Annotated in this window: 21 protein-coding genes; 15 read left to right on the top strand and 6 right to left on the bottom strand. The window is 71.1% G+C overall.

Annotated features, from left to right (window positions below; all coding sequences use genetic code 11):
• The 3 genes from ABH926_RS11915 to ABH926_RS11905 form a co-directional block, all read right to left on the bottom strand.
• Window positions 1-855 (bottom strand): sensor domain-containing protein, encoded by an 855-nt coding sequence (locus ABH926_RS11915; protein ID WP_370365509.1) that lies wholly within the window; start codon window positions 853-855, stop codon window positions 1-3.
• A 165-nt stretch (window positions 856-1,020) separates the two neighbouring features.
• Entirely contained in the window at window positions 1,021-3,210 is a 2,190-nt protein-coding gene (locus ABH926_RS11910) for an elongation factor G-like protein EF-G2 (RefSeq protein WP_370365508.1), read from the bottom strand.
• A gap of 193 nt (window positions 3,211-3,403) precedes the next feature.
• A complete protein-coding gene (locus tag ABH926_RS11905) occupies window positions 3,404-4,084 on the bottom strand; it encodes a FadR/GntR family transcriptional regulator (RefSeq protein WP_370365506.1) in 681 nt (226 codons plus the stop codon).
• A gap of 131 nt (window positions 4,085-4,215) precedes the next feature.
• On the opposite strand from ABH926_RS11905, the gene leuA reads away from it, so the two are divergent.
• The 4 genes from leuA (at window position 4,216) to ABH926_RS11885 (ending at window position 8,968) form a co-directional block, all read left to right on the top strand.
• Window positions 4,216-5,928: a 2-isopropylmalate synthase gene (leuA, locus tag ABH926_RS11900; protein ID WP_370365564.1), complete on the top strand. Its 1,713-nt coding sequence runs from the start codon at window positions 4,216-4,218 to the stop codon at window positions 5,926-5,928.
• 117 nt (window positions 5,929-6,045) lie between these two features.
• The gene (gene pgsA / locus ABH926_RS11895; protein ID WP_370365505.1) at window positions 6,046-6,675 is read left to right on the top strand and encodes a phosphatidylinositol phosphate synthase; all 630 of its coding nucleotides are present in this window, start codon (window positions 6,046-6,048) and stop codon (window positions 6,673-6,675) included.
• Window positions 6,672-7,805, top strand: coding sequence for a phosphatidylinositol mannoside acyltransferase (locus ABH926_RS11890; protein WP_370365504.1), 1,134 nt, complete (start codon window positions 6,672-6,674; stop codon window positions 7,803-7,805). Before pgsA ends, ABH926_RS11890 begins: the two co-directional genes overlap by 4 nt.
• Window positions 7,802-8,968 carry a glycosyltransferase family 4 protein gene (locus ABH926_RS11885; protein ID WP_370365503.1) on the top strand — a complete coding sequence of 389 codons (1,167 nt, stop codon included), beginning with the start codon at window positions 7,802-7,804 and terminating at the stop codon, window positions 8,966-8,968. Before ABH926_RS11890 ends, ABH926_RS11885 begins: the two co-directional genes overlap by 4 nt.
• Window positions 8,969-9,045: 77 nt before the next feature.
• Here the strand turns inward: ABH926_RS11885 and ABH926_RS11880 are convergent, their stop codons facing one another.
• On the bottom strand, window positions 9,046-9,753 hold the full coding sequence (locus ABH926_RS11880) for a hypothetical protein (RefSeq protein ID WP_370365502.1): 708 nt from the start codon (window positions 9,751-9,753) through the stop codon (window positions 9,046-9,048).
• 64 nt (window positions 9,754-9,817) lie between these two features.
• Between ABH926_RS11880 and ABH926_RS11875 the strand changes: the two genes are divergently transcribed.
• Window positions 9,818-10,306 carry a CGNR zinc finger domain-containing protein gene (locus ABH926_RS11875; RefSeq protein WP_370365501.1) on the top strand — a complete coding sequence of 163 codons (489 nt, stop codon included), beginning with the start codon at window positions 9,818-9,820 and terminating at the stop codon, window positions 10,304-10,306.
• A gap of 34 nt (window positions 10,307-10,340) precedes the next feature.
• Here ABH926_RS11875 and ABH926_RS11870 read toward each other — a convergent pair whose 3' ends face one another.
• On the bottom strand, window positions 10,341-11,162 hold the full coding sequence (locus ABH926_RS11870) for a hypothetical protein (protein ID WP_370365500.1): 822 nt from the start codon (window positions 11,160-11,162) through the stop codon (window positions 10,341-10,343).
• 18 nt (window positions 11,163-11,180) lie between these two features.
• Window positions 11,181-11,570: a hypothetical protein gene (locus ABH926_RS11865; RefSeq protein ID WP_370365499.1), complete on the bottom strand. Its 390-nt coding sequence runs from the start codon at window positions 11,568-11,570 to the stop codon at window positions 11,181-11,183.
• A gap of 150 nt (window positions 11,571-11,720) precedes the next feature.
• Here ABH926_RS11865 and ABH926_RS11860 point away from each other — a divergent pair, with 150 nt between their 5' ends.
• From ABH926_RS11860 to secF, 10 genes are all read left to right on the top strand, one after another.
• A complete protein-coding gene (locus tag ABH926_RS11860) occupies window positions 11,721-12,263 on the top strand; it encodes a hypothetical protein (RefSeq protein WP_370365498.1) in 543 nt (180 codons plus the stop codon).
• 207 nt (window positions 12,264-12,470) lie between these two features.
• Window positions 12,471-13,382 (top strand): pyridoxal 5'-phosphate synthase lyase subunit PdxS, encoded by a 912-nt coding sequence (gene pdxS / locus ABH926_RS11855; RefSeq protein WP_370365497.1) that lies wholly within the window; start codon window positions 12,471-12,473, stop codon window positions 13,380-13,382.
• Window positions 13,383-13,386: 4 nt separating this feature from the next.
• On the top strand, window positions 13,387-13,998 hold the full coding sequence (pdxT, locus tag ABH926_RS11850) for a pyridoxal 5'-phosphate synthase glutaminase subunit PdxT (protein WP_370365496.1): 612 nt from the start codon (window positions 13,387-13,389) through the stop codon (window positions 13,996-13,998).
• Window positions 13,999-14,026: 28 nt separating this feature from the next.
• Window positions 14,027-14,782 (top strand): YebC/PmpR family DNA-binding transcriptional regulator, encoded by a 756-nt coding sequence (locus ABH926_RS11845; protein ID WP_370365495.1) that lies wholly within the window; start codon window positions 14,027-14,029, stop codon window positions 14,780-14,782.
• Between the two features lie 125 nt (window positions 14,783-14,907).
• Entirely contained in the window at window positions 14,908-15,420 is a 513-nt protein-coding gene (gene ruvC, locus ABH926_RS11840; RefSeq protein ID WP_370365494.1) for a crossover junction endodeoxyribonuclease RuvC, read from the top strand.
• Between the two features lie 55 nt (window positions 15,421-15,475).
• The gene (gene ruvA, locus ABH926_RS11835; protein ID WP_370365493.1) at window positions 15,476-16,102 is read left to right on the top strand and encodes a Holliday junction branch migration protein RuvA; all 627 of its coding nucleotides are present in this window, start codon (window positions 15,476-15,478) and stop codon (window positions 16,100-16,102) included.
• Between the two features lie 22 nt (window positions 16,103-16,124).
• On the top strand, window positions 16,125-17,183 hold the full coding sequence (ruvB, locus tag ABH926_RS11830) for a Holliday junction branch migration DNA helicase RuvB (RefSeq protein WP_370365492.1): 1,059 nt from the start codon (window positions 16,125-16,127) through the stop codon (window positions 17,181-17,183).
• A 294-nt stretch (window positions 17,184-17,477) separates the two neighbouring features.
• Window positions 17,478-17,963: a preprotein translocase subunit YajC gene (gene yajC / locus ABH926_RS11825; RefSeq protein ID WP_370365491.1), complete on the top strand. Its 486-nt coding sequence runs from the start codon at window positions 17,478-17,480 to the stop codon at window positions 17,961-17,963.
• 172 nt (window positions 17,964-18,135) lie between these two features.
• Complete coding sequence (gene secD, locus ABH926_RS11820; protein ID WP_370365490.1) at window positions 18,136-20,091, top strand: protein translocase subunit SecD; 1,956 nt, start codon at window positions 18,136-18,138, stop codon at window positions 20,089-20,091.
• Window positions 20,091-21,257, top strand: a complete 1,167-nt coding sequence (secF, locus tag ABH926_RS11815; RefSeq protein WP_370365489.1) for a protein translocase subunit SecF — start codon at window positions 20,091-20,093, stop codon at window positions 21,255-21,257. Before secD ends, secF begins: the two co-directional genes overlap by 1 nt.
• The last annotated feature ends 110 nt before the right edge of the window (window positions 21,258-21,367 follow it).

The raw sequence follows: 21,367 nt of genomic DNA, 5'->3' as shown, positions 1-21,367 counted from the left end.
CTACCCGCTCACCCGGGCCGTGAACTGGTCGGCGATCTGCTGCACCGCCGCCTTCCCGTCCCCGCCCTCGCACACCGCGACCTGCACCACGTCCTTGCCCTTGAGCCGGGCCTGCCGGTAGCAGGCCCAGCCGCCGCCGGAGTCCTGGGCCGCGGTCCAGGTCAGCGTGTCGGCGCCGGCGGTTCCGACGGTGTAGTCCCACTTCACCGAGCCCTGGCCGGAGCTCTTCCGGGCCGCGGACGGGCAGGCCTTCACGCCGTCGCCGAGCTTGCCGAACACGCCCGAGGCCTGGTCGGCGGCACCGTAGACGCCGACGGTCTGGGTCACGGTGTAGTCGCCGGACCCGGTCGAGTCCTCATACGTCGTGGACAGGAACACGGTCCAGCCCTGCGTGTAGCCGGACACCGTCGCCGGTCCCACCGCCACCGCGCACGACGCCGGGTCGGCGGTCAGCGCCGCCGGCGGCTGGTTCACCACGGGACCGGCCACCACCGTCGTCCCGACCGCCTTGCTGACCTCGTCCGGGGTCAGGACCGCGGCCTGCACGGTGCCCGGGACCACATGCATCGGGCTGGCTATGTGCGGCGCCGCCTTGCTCTTCGGCCACAGGGCCCAGGTGAGGCCGCCGCCGGCCGCCAGCACCACCGCCACCAGCGCGATGATCGGGATCGTCTTGCCGGACCGCCCCTGCTGCCGCGGGTCCGGTTGCTGGTGCTGTGACGGCGGTTGCGGCGGTTGCGGAGCCTGCGGTGGCTGCTGAGGTGCCTGCTGCGCAGCCGCCGGCGGTGCCGTGTTCGACGGTCCCAGCACGTTCAGTTGCATGGTCGGCTGCTTGGCCGAGGACTTGCGCACCACGTTCCACCCCTCACCCGTCAGTGGTCCCGGCGAAGCAGCCTACTGACAATGAACATTGATGTACACAATGCTCAAGTGAAGAATGCGAGAGGCGACAGACAACAGAGCGGGTGGTGACCCGGAACCCGGATCACCACCCGCGATCAGGCGAGCGACGCAGAGGCCTCACTCCTCCTGCTCGGCCTCCGTCTTCATCTTCGACGCCAGCTGCGGCGGCATCGGCTCGTGGCCCAGATAGCTGCGGGTGAACGTCCCGGTCCCGTGCGACAGCGAGCGCAGCTCGATCGCGTAGCGCCCGATCTCGACCTCCGGGGCGTCCGCGCGGATGATCGTGCGGCCGTTCTCGCCGGGCTCGGAGCCGGACACGCGGCCGCGCCGCGACGACAGATCGCCCATGATCGCGCCCACGTACTCGTCGGCGACCAGGATCTCCAGGCTGTCCACCGGCTCCAGCAGCAGGACGCTGGTCTTGGCCGCCGCGTCCTTCAGTGCCAGCGCGCCCGCGGTCTGGAAGGCCATGTCGCTGGAGTCCACCGAGTGCGCCTTGCCGTCGTACAGCGTCACGCGCAGGTCGATCACCGGGTAGCCGGCCGCGACGCCGCGCTCCATCTGGGCCCGCACGCCCTTCTCCACCGACGGGATGAAGTTGCGCGGGACCGCGCCGCCGACCACCTTGTCCACGAACTCGAACCCGCTGCCGGACGGGAGCGGCTCGACCTCGATGTCGCAGATGGCGTACTGGCCGTGGCCGCCGGACTGCTTGACGTGCCGGCCGTGGCCCTTCGCCGCGCCGCCGAACGTCTCGCGCAGCGAGATGCGGTGCGCGACCGTGTCCACGGCCACTCCGAACTTGTTCTTCAGCCGGTCCAGGACCAGGTCCATATGGGCCTCGCCCATGCACCACAGCACCAACTGGCGGGTCTCGGGGTTCATCTCCAGGCGCAGCGTGGCGTCCTCGGCGACCAGCCGGGACAGCGACTGCGCCAGTTTGTCCTCGTCGCTCTTGGCGTGCGCGCGGATCGCGATCGGCAGCAGCGGGTCCGGCATCAGCCACTGCTCGATCAGCATCGGGTCGTCCTTGCCGGACAGCGTGTCGCCGCTCTCGGCGTGCAGCAGCTTGGCCACCGCGACGATGTCCCCGGCGATGCCGGCGTCGATGCCGCGCTGCTGCTTGCCCAGCGGGCTGGACAGTGCGCCGACGCGCTCGTCGATGTCGTGGTCGGCGTGCCCGCGGGCCTCCTGGCCGTGCCCGGAGACGTGGATCGGGACGTCGGGGCGCAGCGTGCCGGAGAACACCCGCACCACGCTGATCCGCCCGACGTAGGGGTCGGTGGAGGTCTTCACCACCTCGGCGACCAGCGGCCCGGCCGGGTCGCAGGTCAGCGGCCCCTTCGGCTTGCCCTCCGGCGTGGTCACGGGCGGCACCTCGTGCTCCAGCGGCGAGGGGAACGCCTTCGTCATCAGCTCCAGCAGCTCGATCGAGCCCAGCGCCGGGGGAGTGGCGACCGATCCGGAGGTGATCGCCGAGTACGGGAGCACCGGGTAGAAGGACCCGCGGGCCACCGCCTTCTCCAGGTCGGCGATGAGGACCTCGACGTCCAGGTCCTCGCCGTCCAGGTAGCGGTCCATGAGGGTCTCGTCCTCGCTCTCGGCGATGATCCCCTCGATCAGCGCGTTGCGGGCGTTCTCCACGGCCTCGCGGTGCACCTCCTCGGAGTCCCGTTCCTCGCGCTCGCCGTCGGCGTACTCGTAGATCTTCTGCGTCAGCAGCCCGATCACGCCGCCGACGTGCTCCTCGTCGTCCAGCAGCGGCAGGTACAGCGGCTGTACGCCGTCGCCGAAGATCCGCTGGCAGATCAGCACCATCTCGTCGAAGTCGGCCCGCGCCGAGTCCAGCTTGGTGACCACCACGGCGCGCGGCATCCCGACCGCCGCGCACTCCTCCCACAGCAGGCGCGTGGAGCCGTCGACTCCGTCGGCGGCCGACACGACGAACAGCGCGGCGTCCGCCGCCCGCAGTCCGGCGCGCAGGTCGCCGACGAAGTCGGCGTAGCCCGGGGCGTCCAGCAGGTTGACCTTGATCCCCTCGAACTCCACCGGTGCCAGCGCCAGCGCCACCGAGCGCTGCTGCCGCTGCTCGACCTCGTCGAAGTCGGTGACGGTGGTGCCCTCCTCGACCCGGCCGGGCCGGTTCACGCCGCCCGTGGCCGCCAGCAGCGACTCCACCAGCGTGGTCTTGCCGGCGCCGGTGTGGCCGACCAGGACCACGTTCCGGATCTGCTCGGGCCGGGAGGGCGTCGGCACCCTGCCGGCGGCCCCGGCGTGGGCGCCCTGTCCACCAGATTTGTCTGCCATCGAGCGTGCTCCTTTTCCTGTGTCAGGGCGGCTCGTCACCGAGCCGGAGCCGATCTTGTCATGACACTGGGGTAGCGGTTGTACCAGCTGTACATACTTCGTTACCCGGCTGTTCCTTGCAGCCAACTCCTATATGCGGGAGGCCACAAGAGGGCGGCGCCCGAGTGGTTCACGGGAGGACCGCGCCGGACGCTCAGAGGATCCGGCGCAGCGGAGTCGAGGCGATCTCCTCGGAGACCACGGCCTCGGCACGGTCCGGGTTGCCCTCGGTGACCGCGGCGACCAGCGCGGCGTGCGCGGCGTGCCCGAGGTTCTCGTCGGCGCGGCCGCTGCGCCGGACCAGCTCGGTCAGGGCCTCGCGCAGCGTCGGGACGAACTGCTCGAACAAGGCGGTCAGCACCGGGTTCCCGGCCGCCGCGACGACGGCCGTGTGCAGGGCGACGTCGGCGTCGATGAACTCCTCGTCCGAGCGGCGCGCGGCGCGGGTCCGGCGCTCCAGCGCCGCCTCCAGCACCGCGGCGTCGGCCGGGGTGCGGCGCTCGGCGGCCAGGCGCGCGGCGCGGGTCTCGATCATCATCCGGACCTCGTAGAGGTCGGCCAGCGAGGCCTTGCGCAAGTGGTCGGCCAGGTCGGTGCGGGACTCGGTGGCCAGCACGAACACCCCGGCGCCCTGCCTGGGCTGGAGCAGGCCCTCGCCGGCCAGGGCCCGGATCGCCTCGCGGACCGTGGAGCGGCCGACGCCCAGGGAGGCGGCCAGGGTGGTCTCGCCGGGCAGCTTGGTGCCGACCGGCCAGGCCCCGCCGGTGATCTGCTCGCGCAGCTGCTCGGCGGCCTGCTCGACGAGCGGGCTGGGCTGGATCGATCGGAGGCTCACGGGCCAGTTGTACCACTGTTCCGGTACCGCTCTGCAACTCAGGTGCTCAGCTTGTCTGAGGAGTGCTACGGTTTCGAGTCATGACACCCCGAGCCCTGTCGACGCCGTGGAACCCCCAGCAGCCCAGCCCGATGCCCTCGTACCGCTACCGGAACGTGTTCGAGCGGGTGGACGTCCCGCTCGCCGGTCCGTCACAACCCGCGCGCACCTGGCCCGACAACCGCTTCACCGCCGCCCCGTTGTGGGTCCCGGTGGACTTGCGCGACGGCAACCAGGCGCTGGCCGAGCCGATGGACACTGCGCGCAAGACGAAGATGTTCGACCTGTTCCTGCGGATGGGCTTCAAGGAGATCGAGGTCGCCTATCCCTCGGCCAGCCAGACCGACTTCGACTTCGTCCGGTCCCTGGCGGTGCGGCAGCAAGAGGGAGCCATCCCCGAGGACGTCACCATCTCGGTCTTCACCCCGGCCCGGCCCGAGCTGATCGAGCGCACCTTCGAGTCCGTCGAGGGCCTGCCGAACGTCCTGGTCCACCTGTACACCGCGACCGCCCCGGCCTGGCGGGACCTGGTGCTGCGCGGCAGCCGCGCCGAGGTCAAGGCGATGATCGAGGACGCCGCCGGACTGGTCGCCAAACTGGCCGAGCACAGAGGGCCCGATGCCGGCCGGATGCGCTTCGAGTTCTCCCCCGAAGTGTTCATCCTGACCGAGCCGGACTACGTCATCGAGGTCTGCGACCGCGTCACCGAGATCTGGGACGCCTGCGCCGACCGCCCGGTGGTGCACAACCTGCCGGCCACCGTCGAGGTGGCGACGCCGAACGTCTACGCCGACCAGATCGAGTACCTGAGCCGGAACCTGGCTCGGCGCGAGCACGTCATCCTGTCCGTGCACCCGCACAACGACCGCGGAACCGGCGTGGCCTGCGCCGAACTCGCGGTGCTGGCCGGGGCGCAGCGCGTCGAGGGCTGCCTGTTCGGCAACGGCGAGCGCACCGGCAACGTCGACCTGGTCACGCTGGGGCTGAACCTGCACGCCCAGGGCGTGGACCCGATGGTCGACTTCTCCGACATCGACGCGATCAAGGACGTGGTCGAGGAGTGCAACCGCATCCAGGTGCACCCGCGACACCCCTACGGCGGCGACCTCGTCTACACCGCGTTCTCCGGCACGCACCAGGACGCCATCAGCAAGGGCATGGCGCACCACGCGGCGCGCGCCGCGGAGCTGGGGGTGCCGGAGAGCAGGGCTCCCTGGGACGTGCCCTACCTGCCGATCGACCCGGCCGACGTCGGCCGCAGCTACCGGGGCGTGATCCGGGTCAACAGCCAGTCGGGCAAGGGCGGGATCGCCTACCTGCTGCGCACGCACTACGGCGTCGATCTGCCGCGCGACTTCCAGCCCGGGTTCTCCAAGGTGGTCCAGCGGGCCACCGACGAGCACGGCCGGGAGATGACGCCGCAGGACCTGTGGGAGCTGTTCCGGTCGGCCTACGTGGCGCCGGGGGAGGACGGCCGGTGGAAGCTGACCGAGACGGCGTTCCAGGAGCTCGGGGACGGCGGACACCGGGTCGAGGCGACCGTCGTGCGCGCCGACGGCAAGGTGATCCCGGTGGCGGGCATCGGGAACGGGCCGCTGTCCGCGCTGACAGTGGCCCTGGCGAAGGCGGGGATCGGTTTCGAGGTCCTGGACTACTCCGAGCACGCGCTGGCCGCCGGTGCCGACGCCGCGGCGGTCTGTTACATCCGCGCGCGGGTCGAGGGCCGGGAGGTGTGGGGCGTGGGCATGGACACATCGGTGCTCACGGCTATGGTGCGGGCGGCGGTCTCAGCACTGAACCAGTAGGGCGGTCTCAGCACTGAACCGGTAGGCGGGCACGGCGGGCCCCTATGATGGCCTCGCGGTCGGCTGGCCGCGGATCAGACGCCCCACCGACCCCACGTACCCGATTTCAGGACGGTCATGCTCAACCGTTACGCGCGTGCCTTCTTCACCGCCGTCTTCACCCCGATCGCCCGGTTCTTCCTGAGCGTCGGGATCAGTCCGGACGCGGTGACGCTGGTCGGCACGCTCGGCGTGATCACCGGCGCGCTGTGCTTCTACCCGCGCGGGTCGTTCTTCGTCGGGACGCTCGTCATCACCGCTTTCGTGTTCTCCGACCTGGTCGACGGGACGATGGCGCGGATGGTGCAGCGCAAGGACAAGTTCGGCGCCTTCTGGGACTCCACGCTGGACCGGCTCGCGGACGCGGCGATCTTCGGCGGGCTGGCGTGGTGGTTCGGCCGCGGCGGGAACCAGCCGGTGTTGTTCGGGGTCTGTCTGGCCATCATGGGGCTCGGCGCGGTGGTGTCGTACGCGCGGGCCCGGGCCGAGGGGCTCGGCGTGGACGCGAACGTCGGCTACGTCGAGCGCAGCGAGCGGCTGGTCGGCTCGCTGGTGGCGACCGGGCTCGCCGGGCTCGGCGTGCCCTACATCCAGGCCGTCGCGCTGTGGGCCATCGCCATCGGCTCCCTCGTCACCCTGGTGCAGCGCGTGCTGCTGGTCCGCAAGGAACTGCTGGTCAAGGTGCCGAAGGGGGAGACGACGGAGTGAACGGGGAGAGCGGCAAGGAGCGCCTGGTCAGCTGGGGCTACGGTGCGGCCTGGACGGCGGTGAAGCTGCTGCCGGAGCGCACGGCCTACCGGGTGTTCGACCTCATCGCCGACCGGCTGTGGGCCCGGCGCGGCGGCCAGGTGCGCCAGCTGGAGAAGAACCTGGCGCGCGTCCTGGGCAAGGACACGCCGGAGGCGCAGCTGCGCGAGATGTCGCGCAAGGGGATGCGCTCGGCGCTGCGGCAGTACTGCGAGCAGTTCCGCGCTCCGACGTGGAGCCGCGAGCGGATCATGGACAGCGTCGACTTCCCCGCCGAGGACATCAAGCGTCTGCAGGACGCGCTGGACTCCGGACGCGGCGTGATCATGGCGCTGGGCCACACCGGCAACTACGACCACGCCGGCATGTGGCTCGTGAACTACATGGGCCAGGGCTTCACCACCGTCGCTGAGCACCTGAAGCCGGAGTCGGTGGCCGAGAAGTTCCTGGACTACCGGCGCGGACTGGGCATGGAGGTGCTGCCGCACGACGGGGGCCCCTCGGTGTTCGGCACGCTGGCCCGGCGGCTGCGGGCCGGCAAGCCGGTGGCGCTGGTCGCCGACCGTGACCTGAGCGCCAGCGGCGCGCAGGTGACGATGTTCGGGGAGGCCACGCGGATCGCGGCCGGGCCGGCGGCGCTGGCGGTGCAGACCGGGGCGGTGCTGCTGCCGGTGCAGCTCTGGTATCCGTCGTATGGTCGGATGAGCGTGCGGGTGCGCCCCGAGATCCCGGTCCCGGAGGACGGCAAGCGGCCCGAGAAGGTGGCCGTGATGAGCCAGCAGCTCGCCGACAACTACGCCGCCGGCATCGCCGCGCATCCGGCGGACTGGCACATGATGCAGAAGTTCTTCCTCGCCGACCTGGACCCGGCCAAGGCGCCCAAGGCGAAGGCGGCGGTGCCGGAGCCCGCGGAGTCTGCCGAGTCTGCGGCACCTGCGGCACCTGCGGCACCTGCGGCACCTGCGGCACCTGCGGCACCTGCGGCACCTGCGGAGCCTACGAAGCCCACGGAAGTCACGGAGCCTACGGAGCCCACGGCGTCTGCCGAGTCTGCGGCGCTCGCGGAGCCCTCGGCGCAGGAGGCGCCGTGAGGATCGGCGTGGTCTGCCCCTACGCGTGGGACATCCCCGGCGGCGTGCAGAACCACGTCCGGGACCTGGCCGTGCACCTGATCCGGCTGGGCCACGAGGTCTCGGTGCTGGCCCCGGCCGACGACGAGGCCGCGCTGCCGGACTACGTCACGCACGCCGGCCGCGCGGTGCCGGTGCCGTACAACGGCTCGGTGGCGCGCGTGAACTTCGGCTTCCTGTCCGCCGCCCGGGTCCGGCGCTGGCTGCACGACGGCGCCTTCGACGTGCTGCACGTCCACGAGCCGTCCTCGCCGAGCCTGTCGATGCTGGCCTGCTGGGCCGGCTCCGGGCCGATCGTCGCCACCTTCCACACCGCCAACCCGCGCTCGCGCGCGATGACGGTCGCCTACCCGATCCTGCAGCCCACGCTGGAGAAGATCAGCGCCCGCATCGCGGTGTCCGAATACGCGCGGCGCACGCTGGTCGAGCACCTGGGCGGCGACGCGGTGGTGATCCCCAACGGCGTGGACGTCGGCTTCTACGAGCGCGCCGAGCCCAAGGCCGAATGGCAGACGCAGCCCGGCCAGGGCGGCACGCTGGCCTTCATCGGCCGCCTGGAGGAGCGCAAGGGCCTGCCCACGCTCCTGGCGGCGTTCCCGGAGATCGCGGCCGCGCGGCCCGGCGTCCGGCTGCTCGTGCTCGGCGGCGGCGACATCGAGGAGGCCGAGGCGCTGCTGCCGGAGGACGTGCGCGGCCAGGTGGAGTTCCTGGGCCGGCTGTCCGACGTGGACAAGGCGCGCCTGCTGTCCAGCGTGGACGTGTACGTCGCCCCCAACCTCGGCGGCGAGAGCTTCGGCATCATCCTGGTCGAGGCCATGTCGGCCGGCGCCCCGGTGCTGGCCAGCGACCTGGACGCGTTCGGCCTGGTCCTGGAGGGCGGCGCGGTCGGCCGGATGTTCCCCACCGGCGACGCCCAGGCCCTGGCCAAGGACGCGATCGAGCTCCTGGAGGACGCCGCCGAGCGCGAGCGGCTGTCGGCGGCCGCGTCGCTGGCGGTGCGGCGCTACGACTGGTCGGTGGTGGCCACCGACCTGCTGGCGGTGTACGAGATGGTGACGACGGCGCCGGCGGGGCGGTCCGCGGTGGTGGATGTGCTGAGGGTGGACGAGGCGCTGGAGCCCTGAGGCGGTCTCACCTCAAAACGCTGCGTCGGCCCGGGTGATGTGATCGCCCGGGCCGAGACGTCTGCGCCGGCCGGGTCTCAGTCCTCGAAATCCTCGGTGGACCCCGACCCGCCGTTGAGCAGCCACGCGATCCCCAGTGCCGCGGCGCCGGCGAGGTAGGCGTCGGTCAGGTCGGCGCGCTCGGGGTCGTCCTCGGCCAAAGCGGCGGCCAGGGTGGCCTGCGCGGCGACCGAGTACGCCCGGGCGCCGAGGGCCGCCCGCAGGTGCAGCGAGCGTCGCAGCATCCGGATCGCCCCCGCGGGCTCCTGGTACGGCGCCAGGTGGCGGACGGCGATGGCCTCCAGGGCGGTGTCGCCGTGCTTCACCGCGAGTTCGAGTGCCGTCTCGAAGTGCGGGCGGGCGGCGTCCGCGTCCTCGTCGATGTTGTCGAGCAGGGTGCCCCAGTGGAACTCCGCCCATCCGAGCGTGGCTCCGTCGCTGTGCTGCACGGCGTCCCGGTAGCCGGCCTCGGAGGCGGCCCGGTCTTCGGGGTGCGGGTCGCGCCGGAAGAGCAGGCGGCTGTAGGCCAGGCGCGCCCGCAGCACCTGGGCCGCCGGGGTGGTCGGGTCCAGGGCGGCGACGGCCTGCTCGGCCTCGTCGTGCCCGGCCAGCCGGAAGAACCAGCGCTCGACGGCTATCTCGGCACGCAGCTCGGCGTCCGCGTCCGGGCCCAGTACGGAGAGCGCGGCGTCCCACTCCCCGAGCAGCCACAGGCGGCGAGCTGTGTAGGTGGTGTCAGCTATCATGGTGCCTACAGTAGGAATCAACGATGTAGGCGGTCAAGTGCAATACGGTGACTACATTGGCAACGTGACCCGGCTGGCGGTCGAGCTGGCCAACACCGGCACCCTGGACCAGGCCGGCCACCTGGTCGCGGACTTCTTCGACCAGCACGAGGTCACACCCCCGCCGGACGGCGCCTACGGGGGCCTGCCGCACCTGGTCGCCACGGCCCTGGAACAGCTCGTCGACGGCACTCCGCCCGACGCGGTCCACCAGCTGCTGCGCGACTACCCGCCGGAGATGCACCTGTCCGACCACGACGGCACCGGCGCCTGGCACATCCACTTCAGCCGCAACGGCGCCCCGGCCGAACGCTGGCTCGGCCAGCTCGTCGCCGCCAAGCTCGCCCTGGTCGCGGCCGGCGACCCGGCGGTGACCCTCGGCCGCTGTGCCGCCGCGGGCTGCGGGAACTACTTCGTGGACCAGTCCCGCAACCGGACACGCCGCTTCTGCGGCAACGCGTGCGCGAGCCGGACGACGGTCGCGGCCTACCGGGCGCGGGCTGCGCAGGAGTGAAGCGCGCTGAAGTGAAGCGGCGCTCCGAAGCGTCTCAGTACTCGTCCGGCGGCGGTTCCAACCCGGTCGCGGCCTGGACCGCGGCGATCTCGCGCTCGCTGAGCGTCGGCGGCTGATAGTCCAGACCGCGAACGTGCGCGACGAAGTCCTCGGCCAGCGGCGGCCCGTGTCTCCGCAGCAGCGTGGCCCAAGCGAGTGACCAGAAGTACGTGCCATCGGTCAGGAAACCGTCGCCGCCCCGATGGCGGGGGTCGCGCGTCACCGGATCGATCCAGTAGCCGCCGGCGACGAGACAGAACGCGTGCGCCAAGTAGTCGGCGACGCGCTCGCGCTCAACGGGGTCGGCCACGGTGACCGCCGATTCGGACGTCCCGCCGCCGACCCGCGAAGGCGCCATCGGCATCCGCCGCTCGGGCAGCTCGGTCTGGGTGCCGACGGTCTCCTGCGTGACAGTGGTGCGCACACCGAGAGCGCCGAGCTCCAAGGCGAGCCACTCCATCTCGCCGCGACTCCCGGGCAGGCCGGCGTCCAGGAGCTTCCGCCGAAGCTCCTGTGCCTCGGAGATCGAGAACCGGAACACTCTGCGGAGGCAACGCAGCACCGGAACACCCGCATCCGAGCCCTGATCGATCCGGATCCGCCACCGGCCGGTGAGCTCCAGGAACAGTTCGCGAGTATGTGCCGGGATGAAGCGACGCCCCTGTTGGACCAGGCTGTAGTCGCAGTTCCGGCACAGATCCTCGAAGAACCAGGAGTTCTCGCCGTCCACCGGGGACTCACCCGCCGAACACGTCACCGGGCCCCGGCACAGCGTGCACAGGCCCGGCGGTCCATCGAGCGTCAGCCACTTCGTCACCCCCTGCATGCTCATCGTCTACAGCGCTGCGTTCCGCCCCGCAACGGGAATATCGATCGTGACGACCAACCCGCCGAAGTTGGGGGCCGACGCCACGGTGCCCTTGAGGGACGCGATGCGGCCGGCGACGGCCTCCCACCCCGCCGCGGTGGCGATGTGGGAGATGTCGGAGGTCTCCGGATCGAACAGGACCACGCCGAGTCGGCCGTCCCCGGTCGACACCGAGATCAGGACCCTTGTTTCCCCGTCCGGCCAGCCGCGCAGCAAGGTCGCCAGACAGAACTGGATGCCGTCCTCGACGCGCGCGGGGAATCGCGGCAGATCGGCGGCTTTGAGCATGGTGCGGCGCTGCACGGTTTCCAGCAGAGCGCCGAGCGTCGCGCCCAAGCCGGTTGCCCTGTTCCCCATGCTTCCAGCATCGGCAGGTCGCAGCCGCCGCACGATCGTGCAGGCATGCCGATCCGCAGGGGCGCGTGCACCCCCACGCACCCGACGGATCCGCGTCCGCCCCTCAACCGCGCAGCCCAGACCCGCCCGGGCCCACTAGGCTGAGCCTCCGTGTCCGTCCTCGTCTACGCCGCAGCGATCGTCCTGCTCATCGGCGTCTACCTCAGCTGGACCGCCAACCGGCTGGACCGGCTGCACACCCGCCGGGACGCCGCGTGGGCCGCGCTCGACGCGCAGCTCGTGCGGCGGGCGTCGGTCTCGCTGGACCTGGCGGCCTCGCGGCTGCTGGATCCGGCCGCCTCGATCCTGCTCGACGACGCCGCGCACACCGCGCGCGAAGCCGCCGCCGACTCCCGCGACCTCGCCGAGACCAACCTGACGCGGGTGCTGCGCGACGTCTTCGACGACTCGAAGGAGACGCTGGCGCTCAAGGAGCGGCCCGGCGGGGGCGCGCTGCTGGTCGAGCTGGACTCCTCGTGCCGGCGGGTGCAGCTGGCGCGGCGCTTCTACAACGACGCCGTGCGCGTCACCTGGGTCCTGCGACGCCAGCGGCTGGTGCGGTGGTTCCGGCTGGCCGGGCACGCGCCGTTCCCCGACACTTTCGAGATGGATGACGAGGAACCCCTCGGTTTGCGCGCGTTGGCCGCGGCGTAGCCGGGCGGTGTAAGGAGCGCCGCCCCTGTAAGGGCCGTCACGGACCAGCACTTATGACGAGTCTCAGGTGGCGCAAGCCGCCTCACCGTCCACTCCCACATCCTGACCTGGCCACATTGTCAGGTGGATCACACTTGCGCGCCCTCTAGGATGGTGCTCCGGGAGCAGTCCGCTCATCCGACAATCCTTCCCCCTGTGAGGTCCCCCGTGTCCGTGAACGAGAACAGCGCGCAGGCCCCCGCGGTCGGTACCGCCCGCGTCAAGCGCGGCATGGCCGAGATGCTCAAGGGCGGCGTGATCATGGACGTCGTCACCCCCGAGCAGGCCAAGATCGCCGAGGACGCCGGCGCGGTCGCGGTCATGGCGCTGGAGCGGGTGCCCGCCGACATCCGCAAGGACGGCGGCGTGGCGCGGATGAGCGACCCGGACATGGTCGACGGCATCATCGAGGCCGTCTCCATCCCGGTCATGGCCAAGGCCCGGATCGGCCACTTCGTCGAGGCCCAGGTGCTGCAGGCGCTCGGCGTGGACTACATCGACGAGTCCGAGGTGCTGACCCCGGCCGACGAGACCCACCACATCGACAAGTGGGCGTTCACCGTCCCCTTCGTCTGCGGCGCCACCAACCTCGGCGAGGCCTTGCGCCGCATCGCCGAGGGCGCGGCGATGATCCGCTCCAAGGGCGAGGCCGGCACCGGCAACGTGGTCGAGGCCACCCGGCACATGCGCCAGCTGCGGGCCGACATCCGCAGGCTCACCACCCTGGACGAGTCCGAGCTGTTCCTGGCCGCCAAGAACCACCAGGCGCCCTACGAGCTGGTCAAGGAGGTCGCGGCCACCGGCAAGCTGCCGGTCGTGCTGTTCACCGCCGGCGGCATCGCCACCCCGGCCGACGCCGCGATGATGATGCAGCTCGGCGCCGAGGGCGTGTTCGTGGGCTCGGGCATCTTCAAGTCCGGCGACCCGGAGAAGCGCGCCAAGGCCATCGTCGAGGCCACCACGCACTACGACGACGCGGACCTGATCGCCAAGGTCTCGCGCAACCTCGGCGAGGCGATCGTCGGGATCAACCTGGACACGCTGCCGGCCGAGCAGCGCTACGCCTCGCGCGGCTGGTAATTGCATGGCAGAGACGGACAAGACGATCGGCGTGCTCGCGCTGCAAGGCGACTTCCGCGAGCACGTCGCGTCCCTGAAGGCGATCGGCGCGGCCACCGCGCTGGTCCGGCGTCCGGCCGACCTGGACGCGGTCGACGCGCTCGTCGTCCCGGGCGGGGAGTCCACCGCGATGTGGAAGCTCGCCACCAACGCCGACATGTTCGTCCCGGTCCGCAAGCGGATCGCCGAGGGCATGCCGGTGTTCGGCACCTGTGCCGGGATGATCATGCTGGCCGACCGGATCACCGACGCGGCCACCGGTCAGGAGACCTTCGGCGGGCTGCCGATCACCGTGCGGCGCAACGCTTTCGGGCGGCAGACCGAGTCCTTCGAGGAGCCGATCGCCTTCGAAGGCATCGGGGAACTGACCGGTGTCTTCATCCGCGCGCCGTGGGTGGAGGAGCTCGACGAGGGTGTCGAGGTGCTGGCTCGCGTCACCAGTGGCCCGGCTATCGGTAGGATCGTCGCGGTCCGGCAGGGAAACCTGCTGGCGACGTCCTTCCATCCGGAGCTGACCGCGGACCGCCGGGTCCACGAGTATTTCGTGGCGATGGTGCGGGACCGTGACGCAGCCTGAATGAATTCGTAGTTAGGGAGCAGGGGTAATGTCCGGCCACTCCAAATGGGCGACCACCAAGCACAAGAAGGCGGTCATCGACGCCAAGCGCGGCAAGCTGTTCGCCCGGCTGATCAAGAACATCGAGGTCGCGGCCAAGACCGGCGGCGGAGATGTGACGGGTAACCCCACGCTCTTCGACGCGGTCCAGAAGGCCAAGAAGAACTCGGTCCCGGCCGACAACATCGACCGCGCGATCAAGCGCGGGTCGGGCGCGGAGGCCGGCGGCGCCGACTGGCAGACCATCATGTACGAGGGCTACGCCCCGAACGGCGTGGCGGTCCTGATCGAGTGCCTGACCGACAACCGCAACCGCGCCGCCTCCGAGGTGCGGGTGGCCATGACCCGCAACGGCGGCTCGATGGCCGACCCGGGCTCGGTGGCGTACATGTTCACGCGCAAGGGCGTGGTGATCGTCCCCAAGGCCGAGAGCCTGACCGAGGACGACATCCTGGTGGCGGTGCTCGAGGCCGGCGCCGAGGAGGTCAACGACCTCGGCGAGTCCTTCGAGGTGGTCAGCGAGGCCGGGGACCTGATCCCGGTGCGCACCGCGCTGCAGGGCGCCGGGATCGACTACGAGTCGGCCGAGTCCTCCTTCCTGCCCTCGGTGCAGGTGGAGCTGGACGAGGACGGCGCGCGCAAGGTGTTCCGGCTCATCGAGGCCCTGGAGGACAGCGACGACGTGCAGAACGTCTACGCCAACTTCGACGTCTCCGACGAGGTCATGGAGAAGATCGACGCCTGATGGGGCGCTTCGCCAGGGGAGCCGGGTCCGCTCACGCGGCCCGGCTCCCTCACTGTGTCCGCCCGCGCCGCTAGGCTTCCCCGCACAAGGGAACTGCTGTTTCAAGCGACGGAGGTCGGGCGCGCGTGCGGGTGCTGGGGGTCGATCCGGGGTTGACGCGGTGCGGCGTGGGGGTCGTCGAGGGCACGCCCGGGCGGCCGCTGACCCTGGTCGGGGTCGGCGTCATCCGCACCTCGGCGACCATGGACCTGCCGCTGCGGCTGCTGGCCGTCGAGCAGGGGCTCGAGGAGTGGTTCGCCGAGCACCGGCCCGAGGCGGTGGCCGTCGAGCGGGTATTCAGCCAGCACAACGTCAGCACCGTGATGGGCACCGCGCAGGCCAGCGCGGTGGCGATGCTGGTCGCCGCGCGGCACGGGCTGCCCGTGGCGCTGCACACGCCCAGCGAGGTGAAGGCGGCCATCAGCGGGTCGGGGCGGGCGGACAAGAGCCAGGTCGGGATGATGGTGGCGCGGGTGTTGCGGCTCACCGAGCCGCCCAAGCCCGCCGACGCCGCGGACGCCGCGGCGCTGGCCATCTGCCACATCTGGCGGGGGACGGCGCAGAACCGGCTGGCCGCGGCGATCGCGAAGCAGCGGTGACCTTGAAGGCAGCGGTGACCTTGAAGAACGAGCACAGCACAGTGAGGAGTGGCGCGTGATCGCCTTCGTGTCCGGCCCGGTGGCCGCGGTGACCCCGACCAGCGCGGTGGTCGAGGTCGGCGGCGTGGGGATGCTCGTGCACTGCGGTCCCGGCACGCTGGCCGCGCTGACCGTCGGTGAGAAGGCGAAGCTGTTCACCGCGATGGTGGTCCGCGAGGACTCGCTGACCCTGTACGGCTTCGCCACCGACGACGAGCGCGGCGTCTTCGAACTCTTGCAGACCGCCAGCGGCATCGGCCCGAAGGTGGCGCAGGCGATGCTCTCGGTCCACGCGCCCGACACGCTGCGGACGATCTTCATGACCGGCGACGAGGCGGCGCTGACCCAGGTGCCGGGCATCGGCAAGAAGGGCGCGCAGCGGCTGCTGCTGGAGCTCAAGGAGCGGCTGGGTCCGCCCACCGGCGCGGTGCCGGGGCAGGCGCAGAACGGCTGGAGCCGCGCGGGACTGGGCTCCTGGCGGGTGCAGCTGCTGGAGGCGCTGACCGGGCTGGGCTGGTCGGCGCGCGAGGCCGACGACGCGGTCACGGCGGTGAGTCCGCTGGCCGCCGAGCAGGAGGCGGCAGGGCAGACGGTGCAGCTGGGGCCGCTGCTGAAGGCGGCACTGCGGACGATGAAGAAGTAGCCCGAAGTAGCCCCCTGACACGATGGATCCCGAGCCGTCCCAAGAACACTTCAGGAGAACCGCCGCCGTGGACCACGAAACCGAACGCCTCGTCTCCGGCACCGCCGTCACCGGCGACGCCGAGGAGCAGGCGGCCGAGGCGGCGCTGCGGCCCAAGCGGCTGGCCGAGTTCGTCGGCCAGCCCAAGGTGCGCGACCAGCTCTCGCTGGTGCTGGACGCGGCCCGGATGCGCCAGGGCGCCCCGGACCACATCCTGCTGTCCGGGCCGCCCGGGCTGGGCAAGACCACGCTGTCCATGATCATCGCCAACGAGCTGCAGGTGCCGATCCGCATCACCTCCGGGCCGGCCATCCAGCACGCCGGGGACCTGGCGGCGATCCTGTCCTCGCTGTCCGACGGCGAGGTGCTGTTCGTCGACGAGATCCACCGCATGTCCCGGCCCGCCGAGGAGATGCTCTACATGGCGATGGAGGACTTCCGGGTCGACGTGATCGTCGGCAAGGGCCCCGGAGCCACCGCGATCCCGCTGGAGCTGCCGCCGTTCACCCTGGTCGGCGCCACCACGCGCTCCGGGCTGCTGCCGGCGCCGCTGCGCGACCGCTTCGGCTTCACCGCGCACCTGGAGTTCTACGCCGCCGCCGATCTGGAGTACGTGGTCAACCGCTCGGCGCGGCTGCTGAACGTGCGGATCGACGCCGATGGCGCGAAAGAGCTGGCGGGACGCTCGCGCGGCACCCCGCGCATCGCCAACCGGCTGCTGCGCCGGGTCCGCGACTACGCCGAGGTGAAGGCCGACGGCGCGGTGGACCTGGGGATCGCCAGGGCCGCCCTGGACGTCTACGAGGTGGACGAGCGCGGCCTGGACCGGCTGGACCGCGCGGTGCTGCACGCCCTGCTCAAGCTGTTCGGCGGCGGCCCGGTGGGGCTGTCCACGCTGGCCGTGGCGGTGGGGGAGGAGTCCGAGACGGTCGAGGAGGTGGCCGAGCCGTTCCTGGTCCGTGAGGGCCTGCTGGCCCGCACCCCGCGGGGTCGGATCGCGACCGCCGCGGCGTGGGCACATTTCGGGCTCAGCGCACCGTGAAAGGCTGAACGCCGTCAATACCTGTTTGATATCGGACATCTCACGCGAAATGGCGGCCTAACATCGGGACCACCGATCCCACCAGGCATCTGGAGGCTCGTGCGGCTCTTGGGGTTCACAAGTTCCGGATGATTTCGACTACGTTGGGTCACGGGAACCGGCCGTAGGCCCCGGACCGTTGTTCGGGGCGTATCCGCTCGCATAAACTCCCGCGAGTCGGGCGGTGCCCCCCACCGCCCATCAACGACCTACCGGCCCGGCGCCGGCGGTCTTCACCAAGGACCAGCGACACCTATGGGATCTCCCGTCTTCCTGATCTGGATCGTCCTGATCGGGGCCATGTTCTACTTCATGATGATCCGTCCGCAGAAGCGGGCGCGGGCGCAGCAGTCCGACATGCTGCAGCACCTCCAGCCCGGCGCCCAGGTCCGGACCACCGCCCAGATCATGGGCACGATCGTCGAGGTCGGTGACGACTGGGCCATCGTGGAGACCACCCCGGGGACGCGCATCAAGTTCGGCAAGCCCGCGATCGTCGGCATCATCATGGACGACGAGGCCGAGACCGAGGCCGAGGCCGGTACCGAGGACGGCGCGGACGCGCCGACCCCCGGCGGCATCGGCGACGCGCCGCACGGCGTCCAGGACGCGGTGCCGGCCCAGGACAGCGCTCCGGCCGACGCCGAGCCCGCCGTGAAGGCCGAGGACGCCTCGGCCGGGCAGACCGCGTCCGCGGACGCCTCCGAGGAGGTCAAGGACGCCGAGCCGGCGAAGTCGTGACCCCGGTCGCGACCAGGCTCACCGACACAAGAGGTTTCGACAGCGAAAACCTGTAAGGTCGCACCGCCGCCACGGACTGTGAACCCCGGTCCGGTGCGGCGGGGCGGCGTGGGGTGTGACCGACGCGCCGGCGCCGGACACGACACGACACACGAAGAGACGGACGAATCCCTTGGCCGGATCGAAGGCTCCGCGGTCCCGGAACCGCAAGACGAGCCCATGGACCCCCCTGACGGCGCTGGCCGCCGTCATCATGGCGCTGGTCGGCACCATGATCGGCACCGGGCACCGCACGCCCCAGCTCGGTATCGATCTGGCCGGCGGCACCACCATGGTGATGACCGCGCACGGCAACAAGGCCCCGGCGGCCAGCGACATGGACACCGCGCTGCAGATCATGCGCAACCGCGTCAACGGCCAGGGTGTGTCCGAAGCCGAGGTGACCAAGCAGGGCAACAACGCGATCGAGGTCGACCTGCCCGGCAAGAACTCCTCGGAGCTGCTGGCCGAGCTCGGCCAGACCGCGAAGCTGTACTTCCGGACGGTCGTCCCCGACGTCACGCAGTACGGCATCCCGCAGCGCCAGAGCGTCACGCCGAACACGCCGCAGGCCTCCACGCCGAGCCCGTCGGGCTCCTCCAGCGCGCCGTCCGGGTCGGCCAGCTCCAAGCCGTCCTCCTCGGCGACCACGCCGTCGACGAAGAGCAGCTCCTCGTCGTCGAAGCCGAGCACCCCGGCCACGCCCTCGGGCACCTCGACGTCCACCCAGCACCGGGTGGCCGACTCCGGCCTGAAGGACGCCACCGGCAGCGGCGGCAACACCCCGACCGCGCCGAGCGGCAGCGCGACCGCGACCGCGAGCTCCAAGAGCACCGCGTCGACGCCGTCCACGCCCTCGAACCCGGGGACCCCGTCCTCGCCGGCCCCGTCCGCGCCGAGCTCCTCGGCACCCGCGGTGTCGACCACCGCGCCGGACGGCACCGTCAAGCAGACCACGCCGGACCAGTCGACGCTGTACCTGTACGAGACCATCGACTGCACCAAGCCGCCGTCGAACCTGGGCAACATGTTCGCCGCCAACCAGTACGCGGTCGGCTGTGACTTCACCTCGAAGGTCCCCTACCTGCTCGAGCCGGCCGACGTCGACGGCAAGAACCTGACCGGCGCCTCGGCCAACCCGGTGACGGCCGGCGGCCAGAACCAGTTCCTGACCGGCGCCTGGCAGGTCGACCTGTCCTTCGACAAGAAGGGCACCGCGGACTTCGGCCGCGTCACCACCGCGCTGAACGCCGACGGCGGCCAGTTCGCCGTCGACCTGGACGGCGTCGTCTACAGCGCGGCCACCGTGCAGCAGCCGATCACCGACGGCAACGCCCAGATCACCGGCAACTTCACCCAGAAGACCGCCGAGAACCTGGCCGACGTGCTGAAGTACGGCGCGCTGCCGATCACCTTCGACCAGGGCAACGTCTCGCAGATCTCGGCCTCGCTGGCCGGCAACCAGCTGGCCGCCGGCCTGATCGCCGGCGGGATCGGCCTGGTGCTGGTGGTCCTGTACCTGATCGCCTACTACCGCGGCCTGTCGATCGTCGCCGTGTCCTCGCTGGTGATCTCCGGCATCCTCACCTACGCGCTGGCCAGCCTGCTGGGCCCGGCGATGGGCTTCCGGCTCTCGCTGGCCGGCGTCGCGGGTCTGGTGGTCGCGATCGGCATCACCGCGGACTCGTTCGTCATCTTCTTCGAACGACTACGCGACGAGGTCCGTGAGGGCCGCACCCTGCGCACGGCCGTGGACCACGGCTGGGTCCGGGCCCGGCGCACCATCATCTCCTCGGACTTCGTGTCATTCCTGGCCGCCTTCGTCCTGTACGAGGTCTCGATCGGCACGGTGAAGGGCTTCGCCTTCACCCTCGGTCTGACCACGCTGCTGGACATCGTCGTGGTGTTCATGTTCACCAAGCCGGTCGTCACGCTGCTGGCCCGCCGTAAGTTCTTCAACGACGGCCACCCGTGGTCCGGGCTGGACCCCAACCGCCTGGGCGTCAAGAAGTCGCCGGGCATCCGCCAGACGATCGTCGACCGCCGTGCCGCCGCCCGCCGGGGCTCCGCGGAAGGGATGGAAGCCTGATGTCCGCCTCCAACAGCTGGGGCAACCGCCTGTACCGCGGCGAGGTCTCCTACGACTTCATCGGGAAGCAGAAGCGCTGGTACACCATCTCCGGCGCGCTTCTGCTCGTCTCGATCGTGTCCCTGGTGGTGTTCGGCCTGAACTTCACCCTGGACTTCCGGGGCGGGTCGCAGTTCGACATCAAGTCGCCCACGGCCAGCACCAAGACCATCACCGACAGCGTCTCGGCGATCGTGAAGGACCCGCAGGTCCAGACCTCGAGCGACACCAGCGGCCGGCACGTGATCGTCAAGACCACGCCGCTGAGCTCCGACCAGCTGTCCAAGGTGCGCGAGGCGATCGCCGCCGACGCCGGGCAGAAGGACAACCCGAACGCGGTCACGGTCACCCTGGTCTCCGGCTCCTGGGGCCATGAGATCACTCAGAAGGCGATCACCGGTCTGGTCATCTTCGTGGCACTGGTGATGCTGTACTTGGCGATCTTCTACGAGTGGAAGATGGCGCTGTCGGGCATCATCGCGCTGATCCACGACCTGGTGATCACCGCGGGCATCTACGCCCTGATCGGCTTCGAGGTCTCCCCGGCCACGGTCATCGGCTTCCTGACGATCCTGGGCTACTCCCTGTACGACACCGTCGTGGTGTTCGACAAGGTCCGGGAGAACACGAAGGGCCTGGGCAGCACCAAGACCGACCAGACCTACACGCAGTCGGCGAACCTGGCGGTCAACCAGACCCTGATCCGCTCGCTGAACACCTCGCTGATCGCGCTGATCCCGGTGGCGGCGCTGCTGTTCGCCGGCACCGTGGTCAGCGGCGGCGCGGGCGTGCTCCAGGACCTGGCTCTGGCCCTGCTGGTCGGCATCGCGGTGGGCACCTACTCCTCGATCTTCATCGCGACGCCGCTGCTGGCCGACCTGAAGGAGCGCGAGCCGGAGATGCGCACCCTCAAGCGCAAGGCGACCGGCGCGCAGGCCAAGGCCGCGGCCCGGGCCGAGCGCAACGCCGTGCCGACGCAGGACCGGCTGGCCGGCGAGTACCCGGGCGACGCGGAGGACCTGGAGGCGGCGGCCGCCGGCGAGGTGCGGGACGTGCCCCGCGGTCCGCGCAACCAGCCGGTGCGCGGCGACCGGGGCCGGAACCGGCCCAGCGGCAAGCGGCGCTAGCGCGGACCGGGCCTGATCGGGCCTGATCGGGCCTGATCGGGCCTGATCGGGCCGCCCGCGCGGCGGCCCGGGATGGCGATCGGGCGCGATCGCGCAGGGTAAGCTCCCTC

The organism is Catenulispora sp. GP43, assembly GCF_041260665.1.
Classification (GTDB): Bacteria; Actinomycetota; Actinomycetes; order Streptomycetales; family Catenulisporaceae; genus Catenulispora.
This window is presented reverse-complemented; position numbering and strand designations above follow the sequence as displayed.

Excerpts from the sequence above, each read along its gene's own strand:
- ABH926_RS11910 (WP_370365508.1), bottom strand. The coding sequence starts at position 3,210 with ATGGCAGACAAATCTGGTGGACAGGGCGCCCACGCCGGGGCCGCCGGC.
- leuA (WP_370365564.1), top strand. The coding sequence starts at position 4,216 with ATGCCCTCGTACCGCTACCGGAACGTGTTCGAGCGGGTGGACGTCCCG.
- pgsA (WP_370365505.1), top strand. The coding sequence starts at position 6,046 with ATGCTCAACCGTTACGCGCGTGCCTTCTTCACCGCCGTCTTCACCCCG.
- ABH926_RS11880 (WP_370365502.1), bottom strand. The coding sequence starts at position 9,753 with ATGATAGCTGACACCACCTACACAGCTCGCCGCCTGTGGCTGCTCGGG.
- ABH926_RS11865 (WP_370365499.1), bottom strand. The coding sequence starts at position 11,570 with ATGGGGAACAGGGCAACCGGCTTGGGCGCGACGCTCGGCGCTCTGCTG.
- pdxT (WP_370365496.1), top strand. The coding sequence starts at position 13,387 with ATGGCAGAGACGGACAAGACGATCGGCGTGCTCGCGCTGCAAGGCGAC.
- ABH926_RS11845 (WP_370365495.1), top strand. The coding sequence starts at position 14,027 with ATGTCCGGCCACTCCAAATGGGCGACCACCAAGCACAAGAAGGCGGTC.
- ruvB (WP_370365492.1), top strand. The coding sequence starts at position 16,125 with ATGGATCCCGAGCCGTCCCAAGAACACTTCAGGAGAACCGCCGCCGTG.
- yajC (WP_370365491.1), top strand. The coding sequence starts at position 17,478 with ATGGGATCTCCCGTCTTCCTGATCTGGATCGTCCTGATCGGGGCCATG.
- secF (WP_370365489.1), top strand. The coding sequence starts at position 20,091 with ATGTCCGCCTCCAACAGCTGGGGCAACCGCCTGTACCGCGGCGAGGTC.